The following is a 25,747-nucleotide window of genomic DNA, read 5'->3' as shown; positions in this document are numbered from 1 at the left end:
GTGCTACGAAGTCATTGACCTCAGAACAGGGCGCTGGCCAGGGCCCGCCGGGCCGAGGCGACCGCCGGGTCGTCCGGGCCGGCGATGGAGAACAGCGACACCAGGTGCTGGCGGACCTCCTCGCGGTCCTCGCCGGCGGTGCGCCGGACCAGGCCGACGAGCCGGGCGTACGCCTGCTCGGCCAGGCCGCTGAGCACCTCGATGTCGGCGGCCAGCAGTTGGGCCGCGACGTCGTCGGGGGCGCTCTCGGCGGCGGCCAGCGCGGTGGCCGGGTCGGCGCCCGCCACCCGGCGGGCCACGCCGACCTGGGCCAGGCCCGCCGTGGCCGCGGCGTCCGCCGGTGCGTCGGCGAGGATCTTGCGGTACGCCTGCTCGGCGGCGTCCAGGTCACCGCTCATGAGCGCGTCGTCGGCCTCGTCGAGGCGCGGGTCCTCCGGTTCGGCGACGGCCACGCCACCGGCCTTGAGCACGGCCTGGATCCACTGGCGGAGCTGCGCCTCGGGCACCACACCGGAGAAGGCGTCGATCGGCTGGCCGCCGACGACGGCGTAGACCATGGGGATGCCCTGGACCCGGAACATCTGGGCGATCCGCGGGTTTTCCTGCACGTCGACCCGGGCGAGCACCCAGGTGCCACCGCTCTCGGCGGCCAGCCGCTCCAGCACCGGGGCGAACTCGTCGCTCTCCGGGAAGCCGGCCGCGCCGAAGAAGACGATGACGGGCATGGCCATCGACCGTTCGAGCACATCGGCCTGGATGGTCGCCTCGGTGACGTCGACGATGGCGGCGTTGCCGCCGGCGCTCGGCGTGCCGGGTACGCCGGCCGACGGGCCGCCCTGCGGGGGTGTGCCGGGGCGGGAACTGGCTGGTGCGGGGCCGCGCAGCGTGCTGAGGTCGACCGCGCCGCGGGTGAAGATCGACGAGGTGATCCGTGGGTCGCTCATGGTTACCTAGTCTCGCACGCGAGCACGGATTACCGGCTCACCCACAACTCCGACGTTGCAACTCTCACGCCCCACCCCACCCCCCGCGATCGTGCACTTTCTGTCGCCGAAACGCGGCATTGACCCCGTTCGGCGGGACAGAAAGCGCACGATCGACGAGGTTAGAAGCGGGCGGGCTCGCGGTAGGTGCCCCACTCGGCGCGCAGGGCGTCGCAGATCTCGCCCAGGGTCGCCTCGGCGCGGACGGCGTCGAGCATGGCGGGGATCATGTTCTCGTCGGTGCGGCTGGCCTCGACCATCCGCGCGACAGCCTCCCGGACCGCCGGCTCGTCCCGCGCGCTCTTGCGCTCGGCGAGCACCCGGCGCTGCTCCAGCTCCACCTCGTGCGAGATGCGCAGGATCTCCAGCTCCTTGGCGACCGTGCCGGTGTGGCAGTTGACGCCGACGATCTTCTTGTCGCCCTTCTCCAGGGCCTGCTGATAGACGAAGGCCGACTCGGCGATGTGCCCGGTGAACCAGCCGTCCTCGATGCCACGCAGGATGCCCGAGGTCATCGGGCCGATCTGGTGCGGCCCCTCCCCGCCGAGCTGCCGGATGCGGGCGAAGATCTCCTCCGCCTCGGCCTCGATCTTGTCGGTCAGCGCCTCGACGTACCAGGAGCCGCCGAGCGGGTCGGCCACGTTGATCACGCCGGTCTCCTCCATCAGCACCTGCTGCGTGCGCAGGGCGATCTCGGCCGACTCGTCGGTGGGCAGCGCCAGGGTCTCGTCCAGCGCGTTGGTGTGCAGCGAGTTGGTGCCGCCCAGCACCGCCGCGAGAGCCTCCACGGCGGTGCGTACGACGTTGTTGACAGGCTGCTGCGCGGTCAGCGACACCCCTGCGGTCTGCGTGTGGAACCGCAGCCAGAGGGCCTTCTCGCTGGTCGCGCCGTAGACGTCGCGCAGCCAGCGGGCCCAGATCCGGCGGGCGGCGCGGAACTTCGCGATCTCCTCGAAGAAGTCGAGGTGCGAGTCGAAGAAGAAGCTCAGCCCCGGCGCGAAGACGTTCACGTCCAGGCCGCGCGACAGGCCCAGCTCCACGTACCCGAACCCGTCGGCCAGGGTGTACGCCAACTCCTGCGCGGCGGTCGAGCCGGCCTCGCGGATGTGGTAGCCGGAGACCGACAGCGGCTTGTAGCGCGGGATCTCGGCGGCGCAGTACTCCATCAGGTCGCCGATCAGGCGCAGGTGCGGCTCCGGGTCGAAGAGCCACTCCTTCTGCGCGATGTACTCCTTGAAGATGTCGGTCTGGAGCGTCCCGTCCAGCTTGGACAGGTCGGCGCCCTGCCGCTCGGCGGCGACCAGGTACATGCAGAACACCGGCACGGCCGGACCGGAGATGGTCATCGAGGTGGTGACGTCGGCCAGGTCGATGCCGTCGAAGAGCGCCTGCATGTCGGTGGCGGTGTCGATGGCGACGCCGCAGTGGCCGACCTCGCCGAGCGCCTGCGGGTCGTCGGAGTCGCGGCCCATCAGGGTCGGCATGTCGAACGCGACCGAGAGGCCACCGCCGCCGGCGCCGAGGATCATCTTGTAGCGCTCGTTCGTCTGCTGGGCGTTGCCGAAGCCGGCGAACTGCCGGATCGTCCAGGTCCGCCCGCGGTAGCCGGTCGGATGAAGACCCCTGGTGTACGGGTACTCGCCCGGCCAGCCGATCCGCTCGAAGCCCGGGTACGCGCTGCCCTCCGGCGGCCCGTAGACCGGCTCCACAGGCGTCCCGGAGAGCGTGGTGAAGTCGGCGTCCCGCTTGCGCGCGGAGTCGTACCGGGCCTGCCAGCGTGCCCGTCCGGCGTCGATCTCGTCGGCGTCCATGCGCAGGGCTCCTCCTCGGTTCCTCGACTGCACGTCGAGTGTAGAGCCCTCGCCTGAACGATCGCTAAGTAAGACCGTACCGGCGGGTAACCAGGTCAGACGGCGGGATCGCCCATCGCCACGTCGTCGACCCGGATGTTGACCTCGTCGACCCGCAGCCCGTACGCCTCGACGGCCTCCGTGACCCGGGCCCGCACCTCGGCGGTGATCTCCGGCACCGCGCGACCGGCCTCGATCACCAGCACCAGGTTGACCACGGCGGCGTCGCCTGTCACGTGTGCCGAGCAGCCGCGCCGGGCGTCGCCCACCTGGTCCAGCCCGACCCGGTCGAGGACGGAGTTGAAGAACCGGGCCACGTCCCCGCCCAGCTCGGCCACCCCCGGCACCGCGCGGGCCGCCGCGACGGCGATCTTCTCGATCACCTCGTCGGAGACGTGCGTCGTGCCGCCGGCCGGAACCGACGCCGCGCTCAGCTCCTGGGTCGCCTCGTGATCCATGCCCACTCCCCTGCTCCTCACGCCGGCCCCACCGCCGTGGGGCGGTGCGAGCCTACAAGGGTCGGGCAGCGCGAGGCTGTCCCCGGTGGACGGTCAGCGGGCCAGCTGGGCGAGCAGGGTGTCCGCCGCCGCGTACGGGTCGAGGCCACCCTCGGCCACCTTGGCGGCGAGCGTGCTCAGCTCCGTACCGTCGCGAAGTGAGCCGATCCGGGCGCGGAGGACGCCGAGCGCGATGGCCTCGATCTCGGCGGCGGCCCGCGCCTCCTGGCGGCGGCGCAGCTCGCCGTGCTCGACCAGCCAGCCCCGGTGCTTGTCGATGGCGGCGGCGATGTCGTCGATGCCCTCACCCCGGGCCGCGATCGCGCGGACCACCTGCGGCCGCCACTGCCCCGGGCCGCGCTCACCGAGGGCGATCATGCCCTGGATGTCGCGGACGGTGGCGTCGACGCCGTCCCGGTCGGCCTTGTTGACCACGAACACGTCGGCGATCTCCAGGATGCCCGCCTTGACCGCCTGGATCGCGTCACCCATGCCGGGGGCGAGCAGCACGAGCGTGGTGTCGGCAAGCGAGGCGACCTCCACCTCGGCCTGCCCGACGCCGACGGTCTCGACCAGCACCACGTCGCAGCCGGCGCCCTCCAGCACGCGGACCGCCTGCGGCGTCGCCGCCGCCAGCCCGCCGAGGTGTCCCCGGCTGGACATCGACCGGATGTAGACGCCCGGATCGGTGGCGTGGTCCTGCATACGCACCCGGTCACCGAGGATCGCCCCACCGGTGAACGGGCTGGACGGGTCGACCGCCAGCACGCCGACCCGGTGCCCACGCGCCCGCAGCGCGCGAACCAGCTCGTTGGTGGTGGTGGACTTGCCCACCCCCGGTGAGCCGGTGAGCCCGACGACCTGGGCCTGCCCGGCGTACGGGGCCAGCGCGGCCGCGATGTCCGGTAGGAGGGTGTCGCCGTTCTCCACAAGGGTGATCAGGCGGGCCACCGCCCGGGGGTCACCGGTGCGGGCCCGCTCGACGAGCATCGGCACGTCCCGGCTCCGGCGCACCGACGTGGCGCCTGCCGGGACGCTCTCTGCCGCTTCGCTCACTGCGCCATCTTTGTTCGCGACTGCGGGGCTCGCAAAACCGGCTCACTCCTCGCGCTCACCGCGGCCACCTTTGTTCGCGACTGCGGGGCTCGCAAAACCGGCTCACTCCTCGCGCTTACCGCGGCCATCTTTGTTCGCGACTGCGGGGCTCGCAAAACCGGCTCACTCCTCGCGCTCACTTGTCGGACTCAGCCTTGCCCGGCACGTGGATGATCAGCGCGTCGCCCTGGCCGCCGCCGCCACAGAGAGCGGCCGCGCCGGTGCCGCCGCCGCGCCGCTTCAGCTCCAGGGCGAGGGTGAGGACGAGACGCGCACCGGACATGCCGATCGGGTGCCCCAGCGCGATCGCGCCACCGTTGACGTTGACCTTGTCGGAGCTGATGCCGAGGTCGCGGGTGGACTGGATCCCGACCTGCGCGAACGCCTCGTTGATCTCGATGAGGTCCAGGTCCTCGATGCTCAGGCCGCCCTTCTTCAGGGCGTGGTTGATCGCGTTGGACGGCTGCGAGTGCAGCGAATTGTCCGGGCCCGCCACGTTGCCGTGCGCGCCGATCTCGGCCAGCCAGGTCAGCCCGAGCTCCTTGGCCTTCGCCATGCTCATGACGACCACCGCGGCCGCGCCGTCGGAGATCGGCGAGGAGCTGCCGGCGGTGATCGTTCCGTCCTTGGTGAAGGCGGGACGCAGCCGGGCCAGCGACTCGACAGTGGTGTCCGGGCGAATGCCCTCGTCGTCGCTGATCACCAGCGGGTCGCCCTTGCGCTGCGGGATCAGCACGGGGGTGATCTCCTCGGCGAAGTGGCCGTTCTTCTGCGCGGCCGCGGCCCGCTGGTGGCTGGCCGCGGCGAAGGCGTCCTGCTCCTCGCGCGAGATGCCGTGCTTCGTGCCGAGCCGCTCGGTCGACTCACCCATCGAGCAGCAGTCCCAGGCGTCGCTGAGCCCGTCGTGGGCCATGTGGTCCTTGACCACCACGTCGCCGTACTTGTAGCCGGCGCGCTGCCCCATCAGCAGGTGCGGGGCGTTGGTCATCGACTCCATGCCGCCGGCCACCACGATGTCGAACTCGCCGGCCCGGATGAGCTGGTCGGCCAGGGCGATCGCGTCCAGACCGGAGAGGCAGACCTTGTTGATGGTCAGCGCCGGCACCGACATCGGCACGCCGGCCTCGACCGCCGCCTGCCGGGCCGGGATCTGCCCGGCGCCCGCCTGGAGCACCTGCCCCATGATCACGTACTGGACCTGGTCCGGGCTGACACCGGCCCGCTCCAGGGCCGCCTTGATGGCAATACCGCCGAGCTTGGTGGCCGGAAGGTCCTTGAGGTTACCCAGCAGCCGGCCCATCGGGGTCCGCGCGCCGCTGACGATCACCGAAGCCATGCCTGCCTCCGAGGGGGTGCCGAGCTGTACGCCTTAACGATTGTTCGGCCAGACTAGCGCCATGGCTGAGAACTCCCCCGCCGAGCCCGGTGCGGACTACGTCACAGACATCGGGCTTCGCAAGATTGACCACGTGGGCATCGCCGTGGCCGACCTGGACGCCGCGATCGACTTCTACCAGCGGACGTTCGGGATGCGCTGCGTACACACCGAGACCAACGCCGAGCAGGGCGTACGGGAGGCGATGCTTACCGTCGGGCCGACCGCCGAGGGCGGCTGCGTGCAACTGCTCGCCCCGCTCACCCCGGAGTCGACGATCGCGAAGTTCCTCGACCGCAACGGGCCGGGTGTGCAGCAGGTCGCGTACACCGTGGCGGACATCGACGTGGCCTGCGCGGCGCTGCGCGAGCGGGGGATGCGGCTGCTCTACGACGCTCCGCGCCGTGGCACCGCCGACAGCCGGATCAACTTCGTGCACCCCAGGGACGCCGGCGGAGTCCTGATCGAACTGGTCCAACCGGCCCCCACCGCACACTGAGTCCCCACCCACACCCGTTGCCGGCGCCGGCAACATGCCCGAAGTTGCCGGCTGCCGCGCCCGACCGCGCCTCCCGCCGCCCGCCGCGCGCACTTCTGTGCGTGGTTGGCGGGGTGGTCGGGCACCTTCACGCATCGGCCGATGCAGTTTTTCACAGAGCACTTCCGGCCCTAGCTACCGTTCAGTAACGTCCCGGCCCACAGGGGCGCGACCGGGCCGGATGTGTCGAATGCCGACATGGTGGTCGTGTCCGCCGGCGCCGACGATGGCAGCACCCGGGCCCGTGCGGGTGCGGGGACGAACCGGAGGTCACCGTGCAGGACATCCTCGAAGCGATCATGGCAGCGGAGGAATCGAACGACCCGGACCGCGAGCTGGCGGGCGTCGCCGGACTGCCCGTGCCGGAGAGTTACCGAGGCGTGGTCGTCCGCGCCGAGGAGTCCCGGATGTTCGACGGCATGGCCACCCGGGACAAGGACCCCCGCAAGGCGCTGCACGTGCAGGAGGTGCCGACACCGGAGCTGGCGCCGGGCGAGGCGCTGATCGCGGTGATGGCCAGCGCGATCAACTACAACACGGTGTGGACAAGCATCTTCGAGCCGGTGTCCACCTTCCGGTTCCTCGAACGCTACGGTCGGGTCTCCGAGCTGACCCGCCGACACGACCTGCCGTACCACGTCGTCGGCTCGGACGCCGCGGGCGTGGTGCTGCGAACCGGCCCGGGGGTGACCCGGTGGGCTGCCGGCGACGAGGTGGTGGCGCACTGCCTCTCGGTCGAGCTGGAGGACGCCGCCGGGCACGACGACACCATGCTCGACCCGCAGCAGCGGATCTGGGGCTTCGAGACCAACTTCGGCGGGCTGGCCGAGCTGGCTGTGGTCAAGGCCAACCAGCTGATGCCCAAGCCGCGGCACCTGAGCTGGGAGGAGGCGGCCAGCCCCGGCCTGGTCAACTCCACCGCGTACCGCCAGCTCGTCTCGCACCACGGCGCCAACATGAAGCAGGGTGACGTGGTGTTGATCTGGGGCGCGTCCGGCGGCCTCGGCGGGTACGCCACCCAGATGGCCCTCAACGGAGGCGCGATCCCGGTCTGCGTGGTCTCCTCGCCGGAGAAGGCCGAGCTGTGCCGCCGGATGGGCGCGGAGCTGGTCATCGACCGGGCGGCCGAGGACTTCCGGTTCTGGACCGACGAGCAGACCCAGGACCAGGACGAGTGGCGGCGCTTCGGCGAGCGGATCCGCGAGCTGACCGGGGGCGAGGACCCGGACATCGTCTTCGAGCACCCGGGCCGGGAGACGTTCGGCGCCAGCGTCTACGTGGCCCGCCGTGGCGGCACCATCGTCACCTGCGCGTCCACCAGCGGGTTCCAGCACCAGTACGACAACCGCTACCTGTGGATGCACCTGAAGCGGATCGTGGGCAGCCACTTCGCGAACTACCACGAGGCGTGGCAGGCCAACCGTCTGGTCGCGCTCGGCAAGGTGCACCCGACGGTGTCGCGCACCTACCCGTTGGAGCAGACCGGTCAGGCCGCGTACGAGGTGCACCGCAACGCGCACCAGGGCAAGGTCGGGGTCCGTTGCCTCGCGCCCACCGACGGGTTGGGCGTCCGCGACGGGGAGCTGCGGGCGCGGCACGAGGAAGCGATCAACAGGTTCCGGGGGCACTGAGCGGGCCACCGGCCGGACGGATGAGCACCCGGTGGCCAATGCGGTGATCGGGCCATTGTTCTTCCCACCCCATTTGCGGAAACCCATCCGGATCGAACAAAGGGCCACGGGGCGTACCCGTGGCCCTTTTTCGCGTCACGCTGCGTGGCGTCCGTCCCGCCCGGGACCTGCCAAGATCGCCGATTGGTCCGGCCTCGGCGGCCAGGGCAGTTGACCATGTAATGAGGGCACGAAAGCTCCGTACCGCTCTTGCGAAGCACCCTGGGGCGTCTGCCAGTATGTCCCAATGCCCCAGCAGCAGTCCTCCCCTCTCGCGTTCTTCGATAACGCGAACTCGCAGCCAGATTTCACCGTTGGCCTGCGCGGATACAACACTCACCAGGTCGATGACTTCATCGGCCGGATGACCGCCGCGCTGACCCAGTCCGAGCAGGCCCGTGCCGAGGCTGAGCAGCGGATGAACGACGCCCAGCGTCGCCTCCGCCAGGCCGAGCAGCGCATGAGTGCGCTGGAGCAGAAGCTCACCGACACGAACAAGCAGCTCGAAGAGAACAGCCGGCCCACCCTCTCGGGGCTCGGCACCCGCGTCGAGCAGATCCTCCGGCTCGCCGAGGAGCAGGCCAACGACCACCGCAACGAGGCCAAGCGCGAGTCGGAGGGCATCCTCTCCGCCGCCCGCCTCGAGGCTCGCGAGATCACGGACAAGGCCCGCGCCGAGGCCGCCGCGATGAAGGCCAGCGCCGAGCGCGAGGCCGGCAACCTGCGCACCGCCGCCGAGCGTGAAGCCGCCGAGGTCCGCGTGCAGGCCCGCCGCGAAGCCGACACGCTGCGCGCCGACGCCGACCGCGAGACCAAGCAGCTGCGTACGGTCACCGCGCACGAGGTGGCCGAGCTGAAGTCGACAGTCGAGCGGGAGGTGGCCACCCTTCGAGCCACCGCCGAGCGGGAGATCACCCAGCAGCGGGCCAAGGCCGCCCGCGAGGCCGAGGAGAAGCGCGCCGAGGCCACCAAGCTGCTCACCGACGCGCGGGACAAGCGCGACAAGGACCTCCAGGCCCTGGAGCTGCAGCTGGCCGAGCGGCGCGAAAAGGCTGAGCGCGAGGAGTCCGAGCGGCACGCCGCGCAGGTCGCGCAGACCCAGAAGATGGTCAGCGAGGCCGAGCAGCGCGCCCGCGCCGCCCAGGAGCGCGCGAAGGAGATCGAGCAGCGCGCCGAGGCCCGTCGGGTCGAGTCGGAGCGCAACGCCGCCGAGACGGTCGACAAGGCCAAGGCGCACTCCGAGAAGACGCTCAACGAGGCCAAGGCCGAGTCGCAGCGCCTGCTCACCGAGGCCCGCACCGAGGCCGAGCTGACCACGCAGGCCGCCCGCCGCGAGGTCGATGACCTCACCCGGCAGAAGGACGCGGTCACCTCGCAGCTCGGTCAGATGCTCTCCGGGCTCGCCGGCATCGTGCCCGGCGTGCCGGCGGCGGCTGCCCCGGCGGCCAAGCCGGAGGCGAAGAAGACCGACGGTGGTCAGGAGCGGGTGACCGCGGAGACCGCCGGCTGACGCGAGGCGTCAGGTTGGGGCATCGACGGCGCGAGGTGACACTGGGTAACCGGTGTGACCTCGCGCCGTGTGCGTTTCCCAACCCTTGGTGTGGTGCCCTCGCCACGGAGTGAAGTAGGTCCCACAAGGGCCGTCCGTATCGCCCCAGCAGGGGGCGATGCGTGTGAGGATGGGGGCATGTCGCACGGCGAGGAACTGTTCGCTCTCGGCGGGGACGTGACCACGGAGCCCAGCTTCGAGTCCGCTCTGCGGGGGTACGAGAAGAAACAGGTTGACCGGTACGTCGCGCGTGCGGAGCACGAGATCGCGACCCTCGCCGCCGAACGGGAACAGGCCTATACACAGATCCACAAGCTCGCCGGCCAGGTCGAGGTTCTGCAACGGGATCTGACCCAGGTCCGCAAGCAGATGAACGTGGTGGACCGGGCCTCCTTCCGGCACCTGGGCCCCCGCGTCGAGTCGATCCTCACCCTCGCCGAGGAGCAGGCCGAGCAGATCCTGTCCGCGGCCAACGAGGAGATCGACGCCCGTCGCGCCACCGCCGAGCACATCATCGAAGAGGCCCGCGAGCAGGCCGCGCGGGCATTGAAGGACTTCGAGATCGCTCTCGCCGCCCGACGCCAGGAGGAGGAGCGGCACAGCGCCTCCCGTCGCGCGGAGGCGGACGAGACCCTGCGGTCGGCCAAGGACGAGTCGGCGAAGTTGCGCAAGGCCGCACAGGACGAGCTGGCCAAGGCACAGCAGGAGGCCACCCACCTGCGGGACACCGCCAAGGAGATCCACACTCGCGCGCAGCAGGAGGCCACCAAGCTGCGCGAGGCGGCCCGCGAGGCGCTGACCACCGCCCGGCAGGAGGCCGGGGAGCTGCGCGAGGCGGCCAAGGAGGTGCACGCCAAGGCGCAGCAGGAGGCCAAGCGGCTCACCGACACGGCGACCGAGGCGGGCCGGGCGACCCACGCCAAGGCACAGCAGGAGGCCAAGCAGATCATCGACGACGCGTCGATGGCCGGCCGGGCCACGCGCGCCAAGGCCCAGCAGGAGGCCGAGCGGCTGACCACGCAGGCGTCCGAGTCGGCCAAGCGCAGCCGCGCCGAGACCGAGGCGTACGTGCAGCGCATGCGCAGCGAGACCGAGGCGTACGTGCAGCAGTCCCGGGCGCAGACCCAGCAGGAGCTGGGCGCCTGGCGGGCCGGCGTGGAGCAGGAGGTCAACTCGCGGCGCGAGGCGGCCGACCGCGAGCTGGCTCAGCTGCGGTCCACCGCCGAGCAGGAGTTCGCCAAGCGCCGCGACGAGCTGGACAAGCAGCACGAGTCCCGCCAGCAGGAGCTGGAGTCGGGCTGGACCGCGCGCAGCACCGAGCTGGAGTCGAGCTTCACCGCCCGGCGCGATGAGCTGGAGACCGAGTACTCGACCCGCAAGGACGCGCTGGAGACCGAGTACACCGCTCGCAAGAACGAGATCGAGCAGGGTGCCGAGGCGATCCGCCTGGCGGCCGAGCGGGATGCGTCGGCCCTGCGCGAGCGCGCCGAGACGGAGGCGGCCGAGCTGTTGAGCCGCGCCGAGACCGAGGCGGGCGACAAGCGCCGCAAGGCCGACGAGCACGTCGCGGCCTCGCGCCGCCAGTTCGAGGAGTACGCGGCCACCACCCAGCAGCACCTGGCGACCACGCAGCAGCACCTGGCGGCCACCCAGCAGGAGTCGGCGGCCGGCCGACAGCAGCTCGCCCAGGTGATGTTGGAGATCGCCCAGGCTCAGCAGCAGCTCGCCGACCTGCGGCAGGAGACCTGGAAGGCGCGGCAGGAGTCCGACGAGCTCGAACGGCAGATGGCCGAGGTGCGGCTGCGCGGCACCACCGGCCCGATCGACGGCCCGACGGCACCGGCCACGGACGGCCGCCGCGACGCGCCGTCCGAGACCGCGACCGTGTCCGCGCCGACGGGCGGCGAGGCCACGACCGGGTCGGGCATCGGTGACGACGGGACTACCGCACCCGCCGACGCCGGCGCGGCGAGCGGCCGCAAGGGCGAGCCCGACGACGCCGGCGTGCTTGCCGATGCCGGCAGCGTGAACGGTCGCACGGGTGAGCCCGACGGCGCCCGGCAGCCGGCGAACGCCTCGGCGGGCAGCGAGTCCGGGCAGTCCACGACCCGCCCGGTGGCCGAGCCGATGACCACTGTCGACGGCGGCACAGCCAGCGCCGGGGTGGACGGCGAGCCCACCGTGGCGGCCGTTCCGGGCGAGGGTGGCCGGGGCGCCAAGCCGACGAAGATCACCAGCACCGGTGAGAACGGCAAGCGGCCCAGCAAGCCGACCACCGACGAGCGCAGCGCCAAGCCCAGCAAGGTCACGGTCGAGAAGGACTGACCAACCTCAAGATCGACACGACATCAGCGAAATCGGGGTGTCCGGCTATCCCGGACACCCCGATTTCCTGCAAAGCGAGTGGATCAGGCCCGGTCTTCGGGATGCGGGTCGATGGTCGGGCGGCGGAACGGGCCCCAGGCCACGAAGCGTTCGAACAGCTCCCTGGGCGCCGGGCCGTCGTAGGGATTGAGCTGGTACAGGTCGTGCGCCGCTTCGTGGTAGAGCCCTGCGAGGTAGATGGTCAGCGCTGCCGGATCCTCGTCGAACTCCGCCTTGAGCAGTAGCCGGGCGTCCGCGCAGGGCCAGGGTCGGCCGTCCGCCCGGCAGCACCACATAGGTCGCAGCGGGGTGTGCGGCGTCCGCGCGCCGCAGGGTCGGGGAAACAGGGAGTACGGCCCGAGCCGCGGCTGCGGCAACCCCGACACGGGGGGACGCGCCCCGCCACCCGAGCTGGAGCCCGACGGCCTGCGACCGGTGGACGGCCCCGACACCGGGGTACGCGCCCCGCCACGCGAGCGGGGACCCGGAGGTGTGCAGCGGGTGGACGGCCGCGACGCCGAGTTCATGGTGACGGGCAGCGACCGGTCGGCGGGGCGAGACGTGGACATGGGGTTGCCTCCTCGACTGGGGACGGTTCTGCCGCCACGCGACGGCAGGGCCGGGCGGTGGAAACCGAACCGGTCCGGGACCACCCGGTACGTGACAGTCTGCTGAGAGCACCGCTACGGTCGGAAGGCATCGCCGCGTCCGGTGGGGTGACTGCGGGAGCGGCGTGCCCCGCCGGGTCGGCCGGTGGAGGCGACCCTCGATCTGCGGAGGCACTGTGGAAGGCGACGCCGCGCCGACGGCCGACATGATCCGCGCGCAACTGCGTCGACTGCGCATCGCCGCCGGGATGAGCCAGGAGGACTTCGGGCGGCTGGCGCACTACTCCGGCTCGATGGTGTCCGCACTGGAGCTGGGCCAACGCCCGCTGGACCGGCTCTTCCTCGCCCGCGCCGACGAGGTGCTGACCACCGGCGGCCTGCTCGTCCACCTGCTCAAGCTCGCCGAGCGGGACGGCCAGCCGAGCTGGTTCCGACCCTGGCTGGACGCCGAGCGCAGCGCCCGCCAACTGCGCTGCTTCCAACCCACGCTGATCCCCGGCCTGCTTCAGACCGAGAACTACGCCCGCGCGGTGATCCGCTGCGACGACCTGCTCAGCGACGACGAGGTGGAACGACGAGTCCACGCCCGCCTGGACCGACAGTCGCTGCTGGTTCAGGCGGAGCCGCCGCAGTTCGTCGCGGTCGTCGACGAGTTGGTGCTGCGGCGTGCCGGCGAGGAGGTCCGAGGGTTGATGGTCGAGCAGATCAGTCATCTGATCGCCAGCCTGGCGCGACCGCACGTCAGTCTGCACATCGTCCCGGCCGGAGGCGGGTTGCACGTCGGCCTGTCGGGCCCGTTCAATCTCGCCCGAGGCGCGGACGGCGGCTGGGTAGGGCACATGGAGCACCAGATTGACGGCCTTGTGGTCGACAGCGACAACGAGGTGGCTACGCTGCTGACGCGCTGGGAGATGATCAGGAACAGTGCGCTGCCCCGCCAGCAGTCGATCGAGCTGATGAAGGAAGTTGTCACGTCATGGACCTGACCGACGCCCAGTGGCACACGTCCACCCGTAGCGGCAATGGTGAGTGCGTCGAGGTGGCGGACAATCTGCCCGGGGTGGTGGGAGTGCGCGACAGCAAGGACCCGTCCGGCCCGGTGCTGGTGTTCGCGCCGCCCGCGTGGCGGGCGTTCGTGGCCGTCGCCAGTCGTCGGACCGCCTGAGCCGGGAGGCCCCTGGTGCCACAGCACGACCCGTCGGCCGACGACCCGGGCACGACCCCGAGTCCCCCACCGGCGCAGACCCCACCGTCGGAGGAGACTCCGCCGCCGGTGCCGGTTCCTGCCCCGGGAGTCGACCCGGAGGAGCCACCTGCGGTGCCGTCGGGGAAGTTCGGCACGCCGGGGCGTCCGCTGCGACGCAGCAGCTTCCTGATCGGCTTCACGGGCGCGCTGGGCGTGCTGCTGGCGTACACCCTGTATCTGGGGATTCGCAATGCCGGCGGCATCCTGGTGCTGGTGGTGATCGCGCTCTTCCTCGCGGTGGGCCTCAACCCGGCGGTGGTGCGCCTGCGCACCTGGGGTGTGCCCCACGGCCTGGCGGTGACGCTTGTGGCGTTGACGGTGGTGCTGCTGCTCTGCGGTGGCATCGTGGCGCTGGTCCCGCCGATCGTGACGCAGTCCGGGCAGTTCATCGACCAGATTCCGAGCCTGCTCGACGAGTTGCGCCGCAATCCGACGGTCAACGACCTGGTGGAGCGGTACGACGTGGTGGAGCGGGTGCAGGGCGCGGCCAACGCGGACACCATCGGCCGGGCGCTCGGCGGGGTGCTCGGTGGCGCGCAACTGATCTTCGGCACGGTGTTCCGGACGTTGACCGTGCTGGTGCTGACCATCTACTTCCTGGCCTACTTCAACAAGCTGCGGTCACTGGGCTACTCGTTGGTGCCCCGGTCGCGGCGGGAGCGGGTGCAGCTGATCGGCGACGAGATCCTGGCGAAGGTCGGCGCCTACATGGTCGGCGCGCTGAGCATCGCCGTGCTGGCCGGCGCGACCACCTTCGTGTTCGCGCTGATCGTGGGACTGCCGTACCCGTTCGCGCTCGCCGTGGTCGTCGCGGTGACCGACCTGATCCCGCAGATCGGCGCGACCCTCGGCGCGGTGATCGTGAGCCTGGTCGGTTTCGCCGCCGGCCTGCCCACAGGCATCGCCTGCGCGGTCTTCTTCCTGGTCTACCAGCAGGTCGAGAACTACCTGATCTACCCGAAGGTGATGCGGCGCTCGGTGGAGGTCAACGAGGTCGCCGCCCTGCTGGCCGCGCTGCTCGGGGTGGCGCTGCTGGGCGTGGTGGGCGCGCTCATCGCCATCCCCACGGTGGCGGCGCTGCAACTGATCCTGCGCGAGGTGGTGCTCCCTCGCCAGGAGCGCCGTTGAGCGTCAGTCGACGGCCGGCCCCGGGACGGGGGTGTCCGCGAAGGCGGCCACCGTCCGGTCGGCGTACGCGCTGACGTCCCCGGCCTCCATCGGCCCGTCCCAGGTCGTCGGCAGCGGCACCTCGACAGCCGGGTTGACCCGCTTGACGATCTCGTCGAGCACCGTCTCCGCGTCGCCGACCCAGAGGTGCTTCGCGCCGGGCACCCCGACCACCTCGGCCTGCGGCACCGCCGCGAACCGCTCCCGCGCCTCTTCCGGGCGCAGGTAGTCGTCGAACTCCGGCACCAGCGCCGTCAGCGGCCGACCCGAGGCGGCCCAGGTGGCCAGGTCCTCCGGGGCGGAGAAGCGCAGCGGCGGGGAGAGCAGGATCGCCCCCGCGACAGCCGGGTCGCACCCGTACTTCAGGGTCAGGTCGGTGCCGAACGACCAGCCGACGAGCCAGATGTCGGGCAGTTCGGCGAACTCCGCGTACTCGATGGCGGCGGCCACGTCGTAGCGCTCGCCCACCGCGCCGTCGAAGGCCCCCTCGCTGGTGCCGCGCACACTGCTCGTGCCCCGGGTGTTGAACCGGAGCACGGCCAGGTCGGCCAGCGCGGGCAGCCGCCACGCCGCCTTGCGGAACACGTGGCTGTCCATCATTCCGCCGTGGGTGGGCAGCGGGTGCAGGCAGACGAGGGTGGCCACCGGCGGCCGGTCGGCCGGCAGGGCCAGCTCGCCGACCAGCCGCAGGCCGTCGGCGGTGTGCAGCTCGATGTCCTCCCGGCGGCCGGGCAGGATCGACGACGCGCGGATCGCTGTGCTCACCGCCCAAGTCTGTCGCGAACTCGCCGTCGCCGCCCGCCCAGGCACGAACAGGGTGATCCAGGTCGCTCAGTACCGCGGCGTGCCCCGACCGCGCTGCACCGCCGGGCCGCGCCGCTCCCGGGCACGCCAGCAGCCGCTGTGCCAGTGCCGGCGGTCGGTCAGGTCACCCAGGCCGTCGGCGGGCCAGGCCACGAGGTGCGCCACCCCGGGTCGGATCTCCTGGTCACAACCGGGGCAGCGGTACGTCTTGACCGACGCCCCCGCTCCGATGCCGCGGACCTGCCAGGCGCCGTCGGTCCACTGCTGCACCGAGGCGACGCCCTGCCGGACCCGGTCGGCGTCCAGGTTGGCGTTCTCGTCCCGACGAGGGCGGTTGCGACGGGGGCTCACAGTCACCAAGCGTACGGGGCGTCGGGGGGACCAGCCCCGTGCGGCCCGGCCGACGGGTGCGCTCACTTCCAGCTCTGCGGCCGTGTCGGGTCGTCGACGACCCGCGCCCCCGCCAGCACGGTCGTCGCGTCAGCCTCGGTGAAGCCGCTCGACGCGCCCGGCTCGGCACCGATCGGCTGCCTGCCGTCCCAGCCCCAGGCGAAGGCGGCACGCACCTCCGTCTTGGGGGTGCCGAGCAGATCCAGGGTCGTCCCGTCCGGCGAGAGGAACGCGGGCCGGCCAGCGATGGTCCGGTTTCCCGTCGTACGGGTGCCGGCCCCGCTCGCGTACTGGTAGGTGACGAACATGACCTGGGTCGCCGTCCGCCCAATTGTGAAGTCCGAGGTGACGAGTCTCGGGTACGAGCTGACGTCGACCGAGCAGTTGTTGATCGGCGCGCCTTCGGGCAGGGCGTCGAGCCGCAGCGGCACGGCGCACGAGCGGGCCTCGTTCCAGCGCAGCGCCTCGACCGCCTGCTCCAGCCCGGCGCCGTCCCCGTTGAGGATGACGGCACGGGCATACAGGCTCGGCGCGGGATGCCACGACGTGACCGTCCCACTCGTTTCGCCGATCAGCGGGTGGATCGTGCCGTCGAAGGACTGGACCCCTGAGCCGGTCACGTCAACCTCGACGTTGTCGAATTCGACGCTGCTGGAGAGATCCCCCGCCGTCCTGGCCACCTCGACATATACCTGCTGGCCGTCCCGCACGCTGAGCCGTACCGACTCGACGTGGCCCCGGACGACCGACCAGCCCAGATAACGGGCCTGGGACGGGTCGAGGCCGAAGTGCAGCACGTTCGGGTCGCTGCCGACCAGCGCCGGGTCGGCGGCGGCCCCGGGCACCCCGTCGACGCGGGGCGGCACCGGCGTGACCCCGGTCGACGTGGCGGCGCTCCAGGGCAGGCGGTCGGTCACACCGTCGAGGCCGGTACCGGTCACGCCCACGATGCCGAGCACGCCGACCAGGGACAACGCGGTCCCTGCGGCGACCCGGCGGTGAAGTTGGCGGCGACGGCCGCGAGCGCGCGACGCCCGCAGCAGCCGGTGGGTGTCCACGTCGCCCTCGGCATGCTCCCGCAGGGTCTGGGCGATCTGTTCGTCGAGGTCGATCACGGCCGGCTCCCGTTCGTGGTCGGGGCACCGCAGCGCTCCCGGAGGTTCGCGAAGGCCCGCATCGCATGGGTGCGGACGGTGACCGGCGAGCAGTCGAGGATCTGGGCGATCGTCGCGTCGTCGAGGTCCTCGTAGTAGCGCAGCACCAGCACCGCCCGCTGGCGGTCCGGCAGGCCGAGGATCAGCCGCCACATCTCGTCCCGGTCGGCCACCTCGCCGCCGAGGTCGCCGCGCTGTGGCCGGTCGACGACGGTGTCGACGGCCAGCTCGCGGCTTGACCGGCGGCGCCACCAGGAGTTGTTGGCGTTTACCAGCATCCGGCGCACGTACACGTCAGGCCGGTCGGCCCGGGAGATCCGGCGCCAGTGCACGTACGCCCGGGACAGCGTGTCCTGGGTGAGGTCCTCGGCCCGATGCTCGTCGCCGGTCAACAGTCGCGCCAGCCGGACCAGGGCCGGGCCTCGGCTGGCGACGTACTCCTCGAAGGTCACACCATGCAGACGCGGCCGGAACCCCCCGGCGTTGACCCGGTCAGCGGTGCGAGTGGTCGCGGAAGCCGCGGCGGGTCTTGCGGCCCAGGTAGCCGGCGGTGACCAGGTGCTCCAGCAGCGGCGCGGGCGCGAAGCCCGGCTCGCGCAGCTCCAGGTACAGCTCGCGCTGGATGGCCACCGCGACGTCCAGCCCCACGACGTCGAGCAGCTCGAACGGGCCCATCGGGTAGCCGCAGCCCAGCTTCATGGCGTGGTCGATGTCGTCGGCGGTGGAGTAGCTGGCCTCCAGCATCTTCACCGCGTCGTTCAGGTACGGGAAGAGCAGCGCGTTGACGATGAACCCGGACCGGTCGCCGCACACCACACCGGTCTTGCCCAGTGCGGCGCAGACCGCCCGCGCGGTGGCGGTGGCCTCCGGCGAGGTGCGGATGGTCCGGACGACCTCGACGAGCGGCATGACCGGCGCCGGGTTGAAGAAGTGCAGGCCCACCACGTCGGCCGGCCGCTGGGTGGCCATCGCCACGTCGACGACCGGCAGGGACGAGGTGGTGGTGGCCAGCACCACGCCCGGCTTGCAGATCTCGTCGAGGCTGGCGAAGAGCGCCTTCTTCACGCTCAGCTCCTCGACGACCGCCTCGACCACCAGGTCGACGTCGGCGAGGTGGTCGAGCGTGGCCGACCAGCTGATTCGGCCGAGCGCGGCGTCGCGGTCGGCCTCGGCGAGCTTGCCGCGCACCACGCCCTTGTTCAGCGAGGTCTTCACCGCCTCGCAGACCGTTGCGGACTTCTCCGCGCCCCGGGTCACCGACACGACCTCGTACCCGGCCTTCGCGAACACCTCGATGATCCCGGTGGCCATCGTCCCGGAACCCACGATGCCGACCTTCGTGATGGCGCGCGCGCCGTCGGCGAGCGCCGCCTCCGCCGCCGGCGGCGTCGCCTCATCCGGTACGACGACAGGCGAGCCCGGCCGCTGGTAGGTGTAGAAACCCCGGCCGGACTTCCGACCGAGCAGCCCCGCCGTCACCATCTGCTTGAGCAGCGGCACGGGGGCGTGCCGGCGGTCCCGCCCGCCGCGCCGGTACATCGTGTCCAGGATCTCGTACGCGGTGTCCAGGCCGATCAGGTCCATCAGCGCCAGCGGACCCATCGGCAGGCCGCAGCCGAGTTTCATCGCCGCGTCGATGTCCTCCCGGGTCGCGTAGTGCGATTCGACCATGGCGACCGCGTGGTTGAGGTAGCCGAAGAGCAGCGCGTTGGCGATGAAGCCGGCCCGGTCGCTGATGGTGACGTCGACCTTGCCCAGCCGGGCGCACAGCGCCTCGACATCGGCGACCACCTCGGGCGCGGTGACGACGGTGCGGACCACCTCGACCAGTTTCATCACCGGTGCGGGGTTGAAGAAGTGGATGCCGATCACCTGGTTGGGCCGGGTGGTGGCGACCGAGATCTCGGTGACGCTCAACGACGAGGTGTTGGTGGCGAGAATGGTGTCCGGTCGGCAGACCCGGTCCAGCTCCGCGAAGATCCGCTGCTTGAGGTCCAGGTGTTCGGGCACCGCCTCGATCACCAGGTCCACGGAGTGCAGGGCGTCCAGCCCCACCGCGAAGCGCACCCGCTCGTGCAGCGCGTCCCGGTCCGCCTCGGCGAGCTTGCCCTTGGCGACCGCGCGGTCGGTGGAGCCGGTGAGGATGGCCCGGCCACGCTCCAGCGCCGACTCGGAGATCTCGACCGCGAGCACGTCGATGCCGTTGCGGGCGAAGACCTCGACGATGCCGGCACCCATGGTGCCCAGCCCCACCACACCCACGGTGCTGAACTCGCGCGCCACGATCGGCCTCCCCAAACGCTCCGCCACGGCCACTGAACGACCGCTAAGGTTATGCGCGCGAGTCTGCCACGTGACGCTCGGCTGTCGAGACGCCGTGGCATATTTCACCGCCCACGACACAGGACCCTAGGCGGCCGACACGCCGGTCAGCGCCAGCAGCTCCGCTACGAACTCCGCCGGACGCTCCAGGTGCGGGCTGTGCCCGCAGTCGGGCAACACCACCTCGCGGTACGCGCCGCCGGCCGCCGCGTACCGCTCCAGCACCGCACGGGTCTGGCCGACCATCGGCTGCGGCGGGCAGAGCTCCTCACCCGGCCAGCCGGGCACGACACCCAGCGAACCCAGGTACGCCAGGTCGAACAGCGACGTGTCCGAGACGATCACGTCGGCGTCCCCGCGTACCCAGGTGACAGGCGGCTTGTGGGTGACGGCCACCAACTCGTCGGCGAGCCGGAACCACGTCGGGGCGAGCGCGTTGAGCACGCCCCGCTCCCCCGGCGCGGTACCCGGCCAGTTCTGCGACACCACCGCCGTTCCGGGGTAGTTGTCGTCGCCGGTCGCCGTGGAGAGCAGGCTGTCCAGCAGCAGTTCCTCGTCCGTACCCAGTGCGGCCGGATCGGCCACGTAGGTGGCCCGCAGCACGGCGCGCGGGCTGGCCGGCGCGTCGGCGTCCCGGTCACCGGCGGCGAGCCGTGCGACGAAGTCCGGGTTTGCCGTGCCCGCGCCGGTGCCGGCGAAGTCGGGGGTGGTCGGCGTGCCGGTCAGGTCGCGCGTGCCACCGAAGCCGTACGGCGACACCGGCGCGGCCAGCAGCAGCGCGCCCACCAGGTGCGGATGGTCGACGAGCAACTGCATCGCCACTCCCCCGCCGAGGGAGTGCCCGACCACCACGGGCAGGCCACTGCCGCCGCTTACGGTGCCGCTGCTGCCGGCGACGCTGGCGCCGGCGTGGGCGTTGCCGCTGGCGCTGGCGCTGGGGAAGAGCGTCGGGTCGTCCAGTAGGGCGGCGATGTCATCGGCGAAGTCCCGCAGGCCCCGCGTGGCGTTGACCGGGGCGGTCGCGGAGTCGCCGTACCCCCGCAGGTCGGGGGCCACGACCCGCAGCGTCGGTGGCAGCCGCCGGAGCAGTGGTTCCCAGAACAGCGAGGACGAGCAGTTGCCATGGATCAGGAGCACCGGAGTGCCGTCCGGCGGGCCGGCCACCCGTACCGCCTGGGTGGCGCCGTTCGCCGTGACGACCCGCTGCTCGCTCTCCATCCGCGGCATGCTGCCACGCCGTTCTCCGCCGGGCCAGGTGCCGGTCAGCCACTCGGCGACGCCGCCCGGTGTGGCCGACCGCCACGCGGCCCGGCGGCGACGACGGCGACGGCCCCGACGGTCAGCGGCGTGCGGTCGGCGGCGTGGCCAGCGGCAGCGGCAGCGTCGGTCGGACGTCGCGCCGGGACGGGCCGAAGCTGAGCCCGACCGGATCCGTGTGCGCGACCCCCGGGTCGAACAGGCGCAGCTCGGTACGGCCGAGCCGGATCACGTCGCCGTCGGAGAGGCGCTCCACCTCGGTGATCCGGCGGTCGTTGAGCCAGGTGCCGTTGGTGGAGCCCAGGTCACGCAGTGACGCGCCCTCCGGGGCCAGCCACACCTCGGCGTGCCGGCGGCTCAGGTGCGGATCGTTGATGACCACGTGCCCGCTCGGTGCTCGACCGATCACCTGCGGGTCCGCCCGTAAGCGAAAGCTCGCCCCGCGCATCGGCCCAGCGGCAACCGTCAACAACGGCAGCAGTTCCGGATGTTCCTCCATGGACAGTCAGCCCTCCACCCCACACCGTTACTCCGCGCGTCAGCCTGCCATCAGACGGTAATCGTCAATACCGACCGGCCGGTCACCTCCTCGCCACCTCCCGGCCACCCGTCGTTCGACGGTTCGGGCGGCCGGCCTCCGGCACCCAGGGTCTGACCTGCACTGATCAACGAGTGGGAGGGTCGACGCGACTCCCGCCCCGGGTAGCCGGAATCGCGGCCTACCGATGAGTAATCTTCGGGTCTAGACTTCCGCCATGACGGCTGTGCATGCCCCGGGCACCCCTCTCGTCGAGGCGGACGAGCTGGTCTCCACCAGCCCGGCCACCGGCATCGAAGCCGGCCGCCTTCCGGTCGCCACCGAGGCGGCCGTGCGGCAGGCCGTCGACCAGGCGCGCGCCGCCAGCGCATGGTGGGCCGGCCTGGGCTTCACCGGCCGCCGGCAACGGCTGCTGCGCTGGCGGGCGCTGCTCGCCCAACGGATCGAGCAGCTCGCCGAGCTGATGCACGTCGAGGGCGGAAAGCCGGTCAACGACGCCATCGTCGAGATCGTCACCGCGATCGAGCACGTCGACTGGGCGGCCCGCAACGCCGACCGGGTGCTCGGCCCGCGCCGCGTCCGCTCGCGACTCATCCTCGCCGAGTTCTCCGGGCACCTGGAATACCAGCCGTACGGCGTGGTCGGTGTGATCGGCCCGTGGAACTATCCGGTCTTCACCCCGCTCGGCTCCGCCGCGTACGCCCTGGCCGCCGGCAACGCCGTCGTGCTCAAGCCCAGCGAGTACACGCCAGTCGTCGGCCAGTGGCTGGTCGACACCTTCGCCGAGGTGGTGCCCGAGCAGCAGGTGTTCACCGCCGTGCACGGCCTCGGTGACGTGGGCGCGGCGCTGTGCCGCTCCGGGGTCGACAAGGTGGCCTTCACCGGCTCCACGGCGACCGCGCGGAAGGTGATGGCCGCCTGCGCCGAGACGCTGACCCCCGTGCTGATCGAGGGCGGCGGCAAGGACGCCATGATCGTCGACAGCGACGCCAACCTGGACGCCGCCGCCGAGGCGTGCGTCTGGGGCGCCATGACCAACGCCGGCCAGACCTGCATCGGTATCGAGCGGGTCTACGCCGTCGACCCCGTCTTCGACGCCTTCGTCGACAAGGTCGTCGCGCGCGCCAGCCGGTTGACAGTGGGTCCGGAGGGCGCCGACATCGGCCCGATCACGATGCCCGCCCAGGTCGAGGTGATCCGCCGGCACATCGAGAGCGCGGTCAGTTCCGGCGGTCGCGCGGTGCTCGGCGGCCCCGACGCGGTGCGACCCCCGTACGTGCATCCGACCGTGCTGGTGGACGTCCCGGAGGAGTCGGCCGCCGTCCGCGAGGAAACCTTCGGCCCGACGCTGACCATCAGCCGGGTCCGCGACGCCGACGAGGCCGTCGCCCGCGCCAACGCCCTGTCGTACGGCCTGGGGGGTTCGGTCTTCGGCCGGCAGCGGGCGCTCGCCATCGCGCGGCGCCTGCGTTCTGGGATGGCCTCGATCAACTCCACCCTTACCTTCGCCGGGATGTCCACCCTGCCGTTCGGTGGTGTCGGGGACTCCGGCTTCGGGCGGATCCACGGCGAGGACGGCCTGCGCGAATTCGGCCGCGCCAAGGCCATCACCCGGCGCCGGGCGCGATCGCTGCTGCCGTCGATGACCTTCGAACGCACTCCGACCGACATGGCGCGCCTCGTCAAGGCCATCAAGGTGATGTACGGCAGATGAGTGTCGGATAGCCGATCTGGAGGCCGATAGGCGTATCCACATGTTTATACGCCGCGCCTCCGGCGGTACATTGCGTTAAATGGGCCACAATCGATTGCGCCAGCGCCTTGTCGACAGTGACCAGTCGTGGAGCGCCCGGCAGCGGCGTCGTCGTTCGGACTGGCTGGCGCGCACCTTCCCCGACATCGGCGACATGCACGTCGTCGACCTCGGCGGCCGGCTCGGCACCTGGCACCGCGCCACCGTCCGACCGGCCCGGGTGACGGTGGTCAACCTGGAACAGCCGCCCGCCAGCGTGCCGGAATGGGCCCACGTCGAACAGGCCGATGCCTGCGACCTGCCACCCCACGTCGCCAACGGCACCTACGACCTGGTCTTCTCCAACTCCGTGCTGGAGCACGTCGGCGGGCACGAACGTCGGCTACGGTTCGCCGCCGCCGCCCGGTCGCTCGCCGATCGCCACTGGGTGCAGACGCCCTACCGCTACTTCCCCATCGAGCCACACTGGATCGCACCCGGGATGCAGTTCCTGCCGGTCCGGCTGCGCACCGCGCTCGCCCGCCGCTGGCCCCTCGGGCACAAACCGACCCGCAGCCACGAAGCCGCCATCCACCAGGTGCTGTGGACGGAACTGCTGGACCGCTCGCAGATGCGCCACTACTTCCCCGACTCGCGGATGCTCGTCGAGCGGGTGGCCGGCCTGCCGAAATCGCTTATCGCGGTCCGAACCGGGGCGTGACCGGCAAGTCCGGGTCCGGGTCCGGTCAGAAGAGGGTCAGCTCGTCCTTCTCGATGCCGCGCAGCCGGTCGTAGTTCACGACCACGCACCGGATGCCCCGATCGGCGGCTAGCACCCGGGCCTGCGGCTTGATCTCCTGAGCCGCGAAGACCCCGGTGACCGGGCTGAGCAGCGGATCACGGTTCATCAGTTCGAGATAGCGGGTCAACTGCTCCACCCCGTCGATCTCACCACGCCGCTTGATCTCGACGGCGACGGCGCCGGAGTTGGCGTCCCGGCACAGCAGGTCCACCGGCCCGATCGCCGTCATGTATTCGCGGCGCACCAACGTGTACCCCTCGCCGAGCACACCCGGGTTGGCCGCCAGCAACTCCTGCAGGTGCGCCTCCACCCCGTCCTTGCGCAGGCCAGGATCCACACCCAGCTCGTACGAGGTGTCCTGGAATACCTCCTCCAGGGTGATCCGCAGCTCCTCGCCGGCCTTGTTGACCACCCGCCACACGCCGGGGGCCTCCTCCAGCCGACACGGCGGGCTCATCCAGTTCAGCGGCTTGTACGCACGATCGTCGGCATGGATGGACACCGACCCGTCCGCCTTCACCATCAACAACCGGGTGGCCGGCGGCAGATGAGCCGAGAGCCGTCCGACATAGTCCACCGAGCACTTCGCAATGACCAACCGCACCCGACGAGGGTAGCCGAGCACCCGCCGACCACCACCGAGCGGCACTGGCGCGTCGGTGCGATGCTGAGACGGTGTTCGAAGTCCTCACCGGCACCGGCCTCGCCGCCTCAGCGGGGCTGAACGCCTACATACCCCTGCTCATCCTCGGCCTCCTCGCCCGCTACAGCGACCTCATCGACCTACCCAGCGGCTGGACGTGGCTCGGCAACGGCTGGGTCATCGTCATCCTGGCCGTCCTGCTCGCCGTCGAAATGGTGGCGGACAAGGTGCCAGTGGTCGACCACATCAACGACGTGGTGCAGACAGTCGTTCGACCCACCGCCGGTGGCCTCGCCTTCGGCGCCGGGTCGTCCTCGGAGACCGTGACCGTGAGCGACCCGGGGAGCTTCTTCACCTCCCACCAGTGGGTGCCAGTGGCCACCGGTGTCCTGCTCGCCTTCGGCGTACACCTGCTCAAGTCCGCCGCGCGGCCAGTCGTGAACGCGACCACCGCCGGGTTCGGCGCCCCGGTCGCCAGCACCGCCGAGGACGCGACAAGCGTGATCGTCTCCCTGATCGCGATCATCCTGCCGGTTCTGGTGCTCGCCGTCCTGGTGGGCCTGGTCGTCTTCGTCTACTGGTTCCTCCGGCGACGATCCGTTCGCCGTAGGGAACGCGAGGCCGCCCGTGCCGCGGGCTTCCGTGTCTGACCCGCTCGGCCTTCGGGGCTGGCGGGCCGATGCGCTGGCTGGGCACCAGAGCCGGCCCGCCGGGCCGGGCCGGGCCGGCGTCCCGGCACCGACGCGCGAGAGTCGGCGTCCCGGCGCCGATCGCGCGAGAGCCGGCGTTCGGGAAGCCGGCGTCCCGGCGCCGACCGCACGAGAGCCGGCGTTCGGGAAGCCGGCGTCCCGGCGGACCGCGCGAGAGCCGGCGCTGCAGAGCCTCCGGGATGCGAGTTCCGGCTCTCAGCCAGCGCGGGGGCTGCCTGCTCTTGCCGTCGGCCAACCCCGCCGGAGCCTTCACCCACCCGCGCCGTGTCGAAAGCACAACGACCCCGGCCAGATTCCGGTCTCGGCTCGGCTTTGCGGCGCCCCGAGCGTCGAGATCTTGGACAGTTTCCGTTCGAGCGGCGGGCTCAACCGGTGGTTGCAACACCCTTCCGTTTTCTTCGTTGGGGTGGTTATGGCGTCGAGGTTGAGCCCGCTGGAGCGGGAACAGATCGG

General features: G+C 71.5%; 25 protein-coding genes. 10 read left to right on the top strand and 15 right to left on the bottom strand.

What is annotated here, in order from left to right; genetic code table 11:
• Positions 1 to 20: 20 nt before the first annotated feature.
• The 5 genes from ACGFIE_RS26565 to ACGFIE_RS26545 form a co-directional block, all read right to left on the bottom strand.
• The gene (locus ACGFIE_RS26565; RefSeq protein WP_393299488.1) at positions 21 to 944 is read right to left on the bottom strand and encodes a tetratricopeptide repeat protein; all 924 of its coding nucleotides are present in this window, start codon (positions 942 to 944) and stop codon (positions 21 to 23) included.
• A gap of 161 nt (positions 945 to 1,105) precedes the next feature.
• On the bottom strand, positions 1,106 to 2,794 hold the full coding sequence (locus ACGFIE_RS26560; protein WP_393299486.1) for a methylmalonyl-CoA mutase: 1,689 nt from the start codon (positions 2,792 to 2,794) through the stop codon (positions 1,106 to 1,108).
• A gap of 95 nt (positions 2,795 to 2,889) precedes the next feature.
• Complete coding sequence (locus ACGFIE_RS26555; RefSeq protein WP_393299484.1) at positions 2,890 to 3,291, bottom strand: Asp23/Gls24 family envelope stress response protein; 402 nt, start codon at positions 3,289 to 3,291, stop codon at positions 2,890 to 2,892.
• 93 nt (positions 3,292 to 3,384) lie between these two features.
• Entirely contained in the window at positions 3,385 to 4,320 is a 936-nt protein-coding gene (gene meaB / locus ACGFIE_RS26550; protein WP_393299788.1) for a methylmalonyl Co-A mutase-associated GTPase MeaB, read from the bottom strand.
• A gap of 241 nt (positions 4,321 to 4,561) precedes the next feature.
• The gene (locus ACGFIE_RS26545) at positions 4,562 to 5,761 is read right to left on the bottom strand and encodes an acetyl-CoA C-acetyltransferase (protein ID WP_393299481.1); all 1,200 of its coding nucleotides are present in this window, start codon (positions 5,759 to 5,761) and stop codon (positions 4,562 to 4,564) included.
• A 61-nt stretch (positions 5,762 to 5,822) separates the two neighbouring features.
• Between ACGFIE_RS26545 and mce the strand changes: the two genes are divergently transcribed.
• The 4 genes from mce to ACGFIE_RS26525 all read left to right on the top strand — a co-directional run bounded on the left by mce (position 5,823) and on the right by ACGFIE_RS26525 (position 11,882).
• Positions 5,823 to 6,299 carry a methylmalonyl-CoA epimerase gene (gene mce, locus ACGFIE_RS26540; protein ID WP_393299478.1) on the top strand — a complete coding sequence of 159 codons (477 nt, stop codon included), beginning with the start codon at positions 5,823 to 5,825 and terminating at the stop codon, positions 6,297 to 6,299.
• A gap of 314 nt (positions 6,300 to 6,613) precedes the next feature.
• Positions 6,614 to 7,969: a crotonyl-CoA carboxylase/reductase gene (gene ccrA, locus ACGFIE_RS26535; protein ID WP_363679819.1), complete on the top strand. Its 1,356-nt coding sequence runs from the start codon at positions 6,614 to 6,616 to the stop codon at positions 7,967 to 7,969.
• A 286-nt stretch (positions 7,970 to 8,255) separates the two neighbouring features.
• A complete protein-coding gene (locus ACGFIE_RS26530) occupies positions 8,256 to 9,518 on the top strand; it encodes a cell division protein DivIVA (protein ID WP_363679821.1) in 1,263 nt (420 codons plus the stop codon).
• 177 nt (positions 9,519 to 9,695) lie between these two features.
• Entirely contained in the window at positions 9,696 to 11,882 is a 2,187-nt protein-coding gene (locus ACGFIE_RS26525) for a hypothetical protein (RefSeq protein ID WP_393299474.1), read from the top strand.
• Positions 11,883 to 11,965: 83 nt separating this feature from the next.
• Here the strand turns inward: ACGFIE_RS26525 and ACGFIE_RS26520 are convergent, their stop codons facing one another.
• Entirely contained in the window at positions 11,966 to 12,307 is a 342-nt protein-coding gene (locus ACGFIE_RS26520) for a hypothetical protein (protein ID WP_393299471.1), read from the bottom strand.
• A gap of 428 nt (positions 12,308 to 12,735) precedes the next feature.
• Here ACGFIE_RS26520 and ACGFIE_RS26515 point away from each other — a divergent pair, with 428 nt between their 5' ends.
• The 3 genes from ACGFIE_RS26515 (at position 12,736) to ACGFIE_RS26505 (ending at position 14,903) form a co-directional block, all read left to right on the top strand.
• A complete protein-coding gene (locus tag ACGFIE_RS26515; protein ID WP_393299786.1) occupies positions 12,736 to 13,515 on the top strand; it encodes a helix-turn-helix transcriptional regulator in 780 nt (259 codons plus the stop codon).
• Entirely contained in the window at positions 13,506 to 13,694 is a 189-nt protein-coding gene (locus ACGFIE_RS26510; RefSeq protein ID WP_393299468.1) for a DUF397 domain-containing protein, read from the top strand. Before ACGFIE_RS26515 ends, ACGFIE_RS26510 begins: the two co-directional genes overlap by 10 nt.
• 108 nt (positions 13,695 to 13,802) lie before the next feature.
• On the top strand, positions 13,803 to 14,903 hold the full coding sequence (locus ACGFIE_RS26505) for an AI-2E family transporter (RefSeq protein WP_393299783.1): 1,101 nt from the start codon (positions 13,803 to 13,805) through the stop codon (positions 14,901 to 14,903).
• 3 nt (positions 14,904 to 14,906) lie between these two features.
• Here the strand turns inward: ACGFIE_RS26505 and ACGFIE_RS26500 are convergent, their stop codons facing one another.
• From ACGFIE_RS26500 to ACGFIE_RS26470, 7 genes are all read right to left on the bottom strand, one after another.
• A complete protein-coding gene (locus ACGFIE_RS26500) occupies positions 14,907 to 15,707 on the bottom strand; it encodes an alpha/beta hydrolase (protein ID WP_393299465.1) in 801 nt (266 codons plus the stop codon).
• 66 nt (positions 15,708 to 15,773) lie between these two features.
• Entirely contained in the window at positions 15,774 to 16,097 is a 324-nt protein-coding gene (locus tag ACGFIE_RS26495) for a hypothetical protein (RefSeq protein WP_231640156.1), read from the bottom strand.
• A gap of 62 nt (positions 16,098 to 16,159) precedes the next feature.
• Positions 16,160 to 17,251: a hypothetical protein gene (locus ACGFIE_RS26490; protein ID WP_393299462.1), complete on the bottom strand. Its 1,092-nt coding sequence runs from the start codon at positions 17,249 to 17,251 to the stop codon at positions 16,160 to 16,162.
• The gene (locus ACGFIE_RS26485) at positions 17,248 to 17,742 is read right to left on the bottom strand and encodes a SigE family RNA polymerase sigma factor (protein WP_393299459.1); all 495 of its coding nucleotides are present in this window, start codon (positions 17,740 to 17,742) and stop codon (positions 17,248 to 17,250) included. Before ACGFIE_RS26485 ends, ACGFIE_RS26490 begins: the two co-directional genes overlap by 4 nt.
• A gap of 40 nt (positions 17,743 to 17,782) precedes the next feature.
• Entirely contained in the window at positions 17,783 to 19,573 is a 1,791-nt protein-coding gene (locus ACGFIE_RS26480; protein WP_393299456.1) for a 3-hydroxyacyl-CoA dehydrogenase family protein, read from the bottom strand.
• 126 nt (positions 19,574 to 19,699) lie between these two features.
• Complete coding sequence (locus tag ACGFIE_RS26475; protein WP_393299453.1) at positions 19,700 to 20,839, bottom strand: alpha/beta fold hydrolase; 1,140 nt, start codon at positions 20,837 to 20,839, stop codon at positions 19,700 to 19,702.
• Positions 20,840 to 20,951: 112 nt separating this feature from the next.
• Positions 20,952 to 21,368: an FHA domain-containing protein gene (locus ACGFIE_RS26470; protein WP_393299450.1), complete on the bottom strand. Its 417-nt coding sequence runs from the start codon at positions 21,366 to 21,368 to the stop codon at positions 20,952 to 20,954.
• 256 nt (positions 21,369 to 21,624) lie between these two features.
• Here ACGFIE_RS26470 and ACGFIE_RS26465 point away from each other — a divergent pair, with 256 nt between their 5' ends.
• Positions 21,625 to 23,121: an aldehyde dehydrogenase family protein gene (locus tag ACGFIE_RS26465; RefSeq protein WP_393299447.1), complete on the top strand. Its 1,497-nt coding sequence runs from the start codon at positions 21,625 to 21,627 to the stop codon at positions 23,119 to 23,121.
• 79 nt (positions 23,122 to 23,200) lie between these two features.
• On the top strand, positions 23,201 to 23,860 hold the full coding sequence (locus tag ACGFIE_RS26460) for a methyltransferase domain-containing protein (RefSeq protein ID WP_393299444.1): 660 nt from the start codon (positions 23,201 to 23,203) through the stop codon (positions 23,858 to 23,860).
• Positions 23,861 to 23,885: 25 nt separating this feature from the next.
• Here the strand turns inward: ACGFIE_RS26460 and nucS are convergent, their stop codons facing one another.
• Complete coding sequence (gene nucS, locus ACGFIE_RS26455) at positions 23,886 to 24,545, bottom strand: endonuclease NucS (RefSeq protein WP_039908963.1); 660 nt, start codon at positions 24,543 to 24,545, stop codon at positions 23,886 to 23,888.
• Between the two features lie 71 nt (positions 24,546 to 24,616).
• On the opposite strand from nucS, the gene ACGFIE_RS26450 reads away from it, so the two are divergent.
• The gene (locus ACGFIE_RS26450) at positions 24,617 to 25,234 is read left to right on the top strand and encodes a DUF4126 domain-containing protein (protein WP_363679845.1); all 618 of its coding nucleotides are present in this window, start codon (positions 24,617 to 24,619) and stop codon (positions 25,232 to 25,234) included.
• Positions 25,235 to 25,543: 309 nt separating this feature from the next.
• Here the strand turns inward: ACGFIE_RS26450 and ACGFIE_RS26445 are convergent.
• Positions 25,544 to 25,747: hypothetical protein (locus ACGFIE_RS26445; RefSeq protein ID WP_393299441.1), on the bottom strand; the 204-nt coding region annotated here is incomplete at its 5' end.

It is taken from the genome of Micromonospora sp. NPDC049275, assembly GCF_043197115.1.
GTDB lineage: Bacteria > Actinomycetota > Actinomycetes > Mycobacteriales > Micromonosporaceae > Micromonospora.
The sequence above is the reverse complement of the archived record's forward strand: the minus strand, read 5'-3'. Positions and strand labels throughout refer to the sequence as shown.

Bases quoted from the DNA above. Each gene is read 5' to 3' on its own strand.
- ACGFIE_RS26565 (WP_393299488.1), bottom strand. From the start codon at position 944: ATGAGCGACCCACGGATCACCTCGTCGATCTTCACCCGCGGCGCGGTC.
- ACGFIE_RS26560 (WP_393299486.1), bottom strand. From the start codon at position 2,794: ATGGACGCCGACGAGATCGACGCCGGACGGGCACGCTGGCAGGCCCGG.
- ACGFIE_RS26555 (WP_393299484.1), bottom strand. From the start codon at position 3,291: ATGGATCACGAGGCGACCCAGGAGCTGAGCGCGGCGTCGGTTCCGGCC.
- meaB (WP_393299788.1), bottom strand. From the start codon at position 4,320: ATGCTCGTCGAGCGGGCCCGCACCGGTGACCCCCGGGCGGTGGCCCGC.
- ACGFIE_RS26545 (WP_393299481.1), bottom strand. From the start codon at position 5,761: ATGGCTTCGGTGATCGTCAGCGGCGCGCGGACCCCGATGGGCCGGCTG.
- mce (WP_393299478.1), top strand. From the start codon at position 5,823: ATGGCTGAGAACTCCCCCGCCGAGCCCGGTGCGGACTACGTCACAGAC.
- ACGFIE_RS26530 (WP_363679821.1), top strand. From the start codon at position 8,256: ATGCCCCAGCAGCAGTCCTCCCCTCTCGCGTTCTTCGATAACGCGAAC.
- ACGFIE_RS26525 (WP_393299474.1), top strand. From the start codon at position 9,696: ATGTCGCACGGCGAGGAACTGTTCGCTCTCGGCGGGGACGTGACCACG.
- ACGFIE_RS26515 (WP_393299786.1), top strand. From the start codon at position 12,736: ATGATCCGCGCGCAACTGCGTCGACTGCGCATCGCCGCCGGGATGAGC.
- ACGFIE_RS26510 (WP_393299468.1), top strand. From the start codon at position 13,506: ATGGACCTGACCGACGCCCAGTGGCACACGTCCACCCGTAGCGGCAAT.
- ACGFIE_RS26475 (WP_393299453.1), bottom strand. From the start codon at position 20,839: ATGCCGCGGATGGAGAGCGAGCAGCGGGTCGTCACGGCGAACGGCGCC.
- ACGFIE_RS26470 (WP_393299450.1), bottom strand. From the start codon at position 21,368: ATGGAGGAACATCCGGAACTGCTGCCGTTGTTGACGGTTGCCGCTGGG.
- ACGFIE_RS26465 (WP_393299447.1), top strand. From the start codon at position 21,625: ATGACGGCTGTGCATGCCCCGGGCACCCCTCTCGTCGAGGCGGACGAG.
- ACGFIE_RS26460 (WP_393299444.1), top strand. From the start codon at position 23,201: ATGGGCCACAATCGATTGCGCCAGCGCCTTGTCGACAGTGACCAGTCG.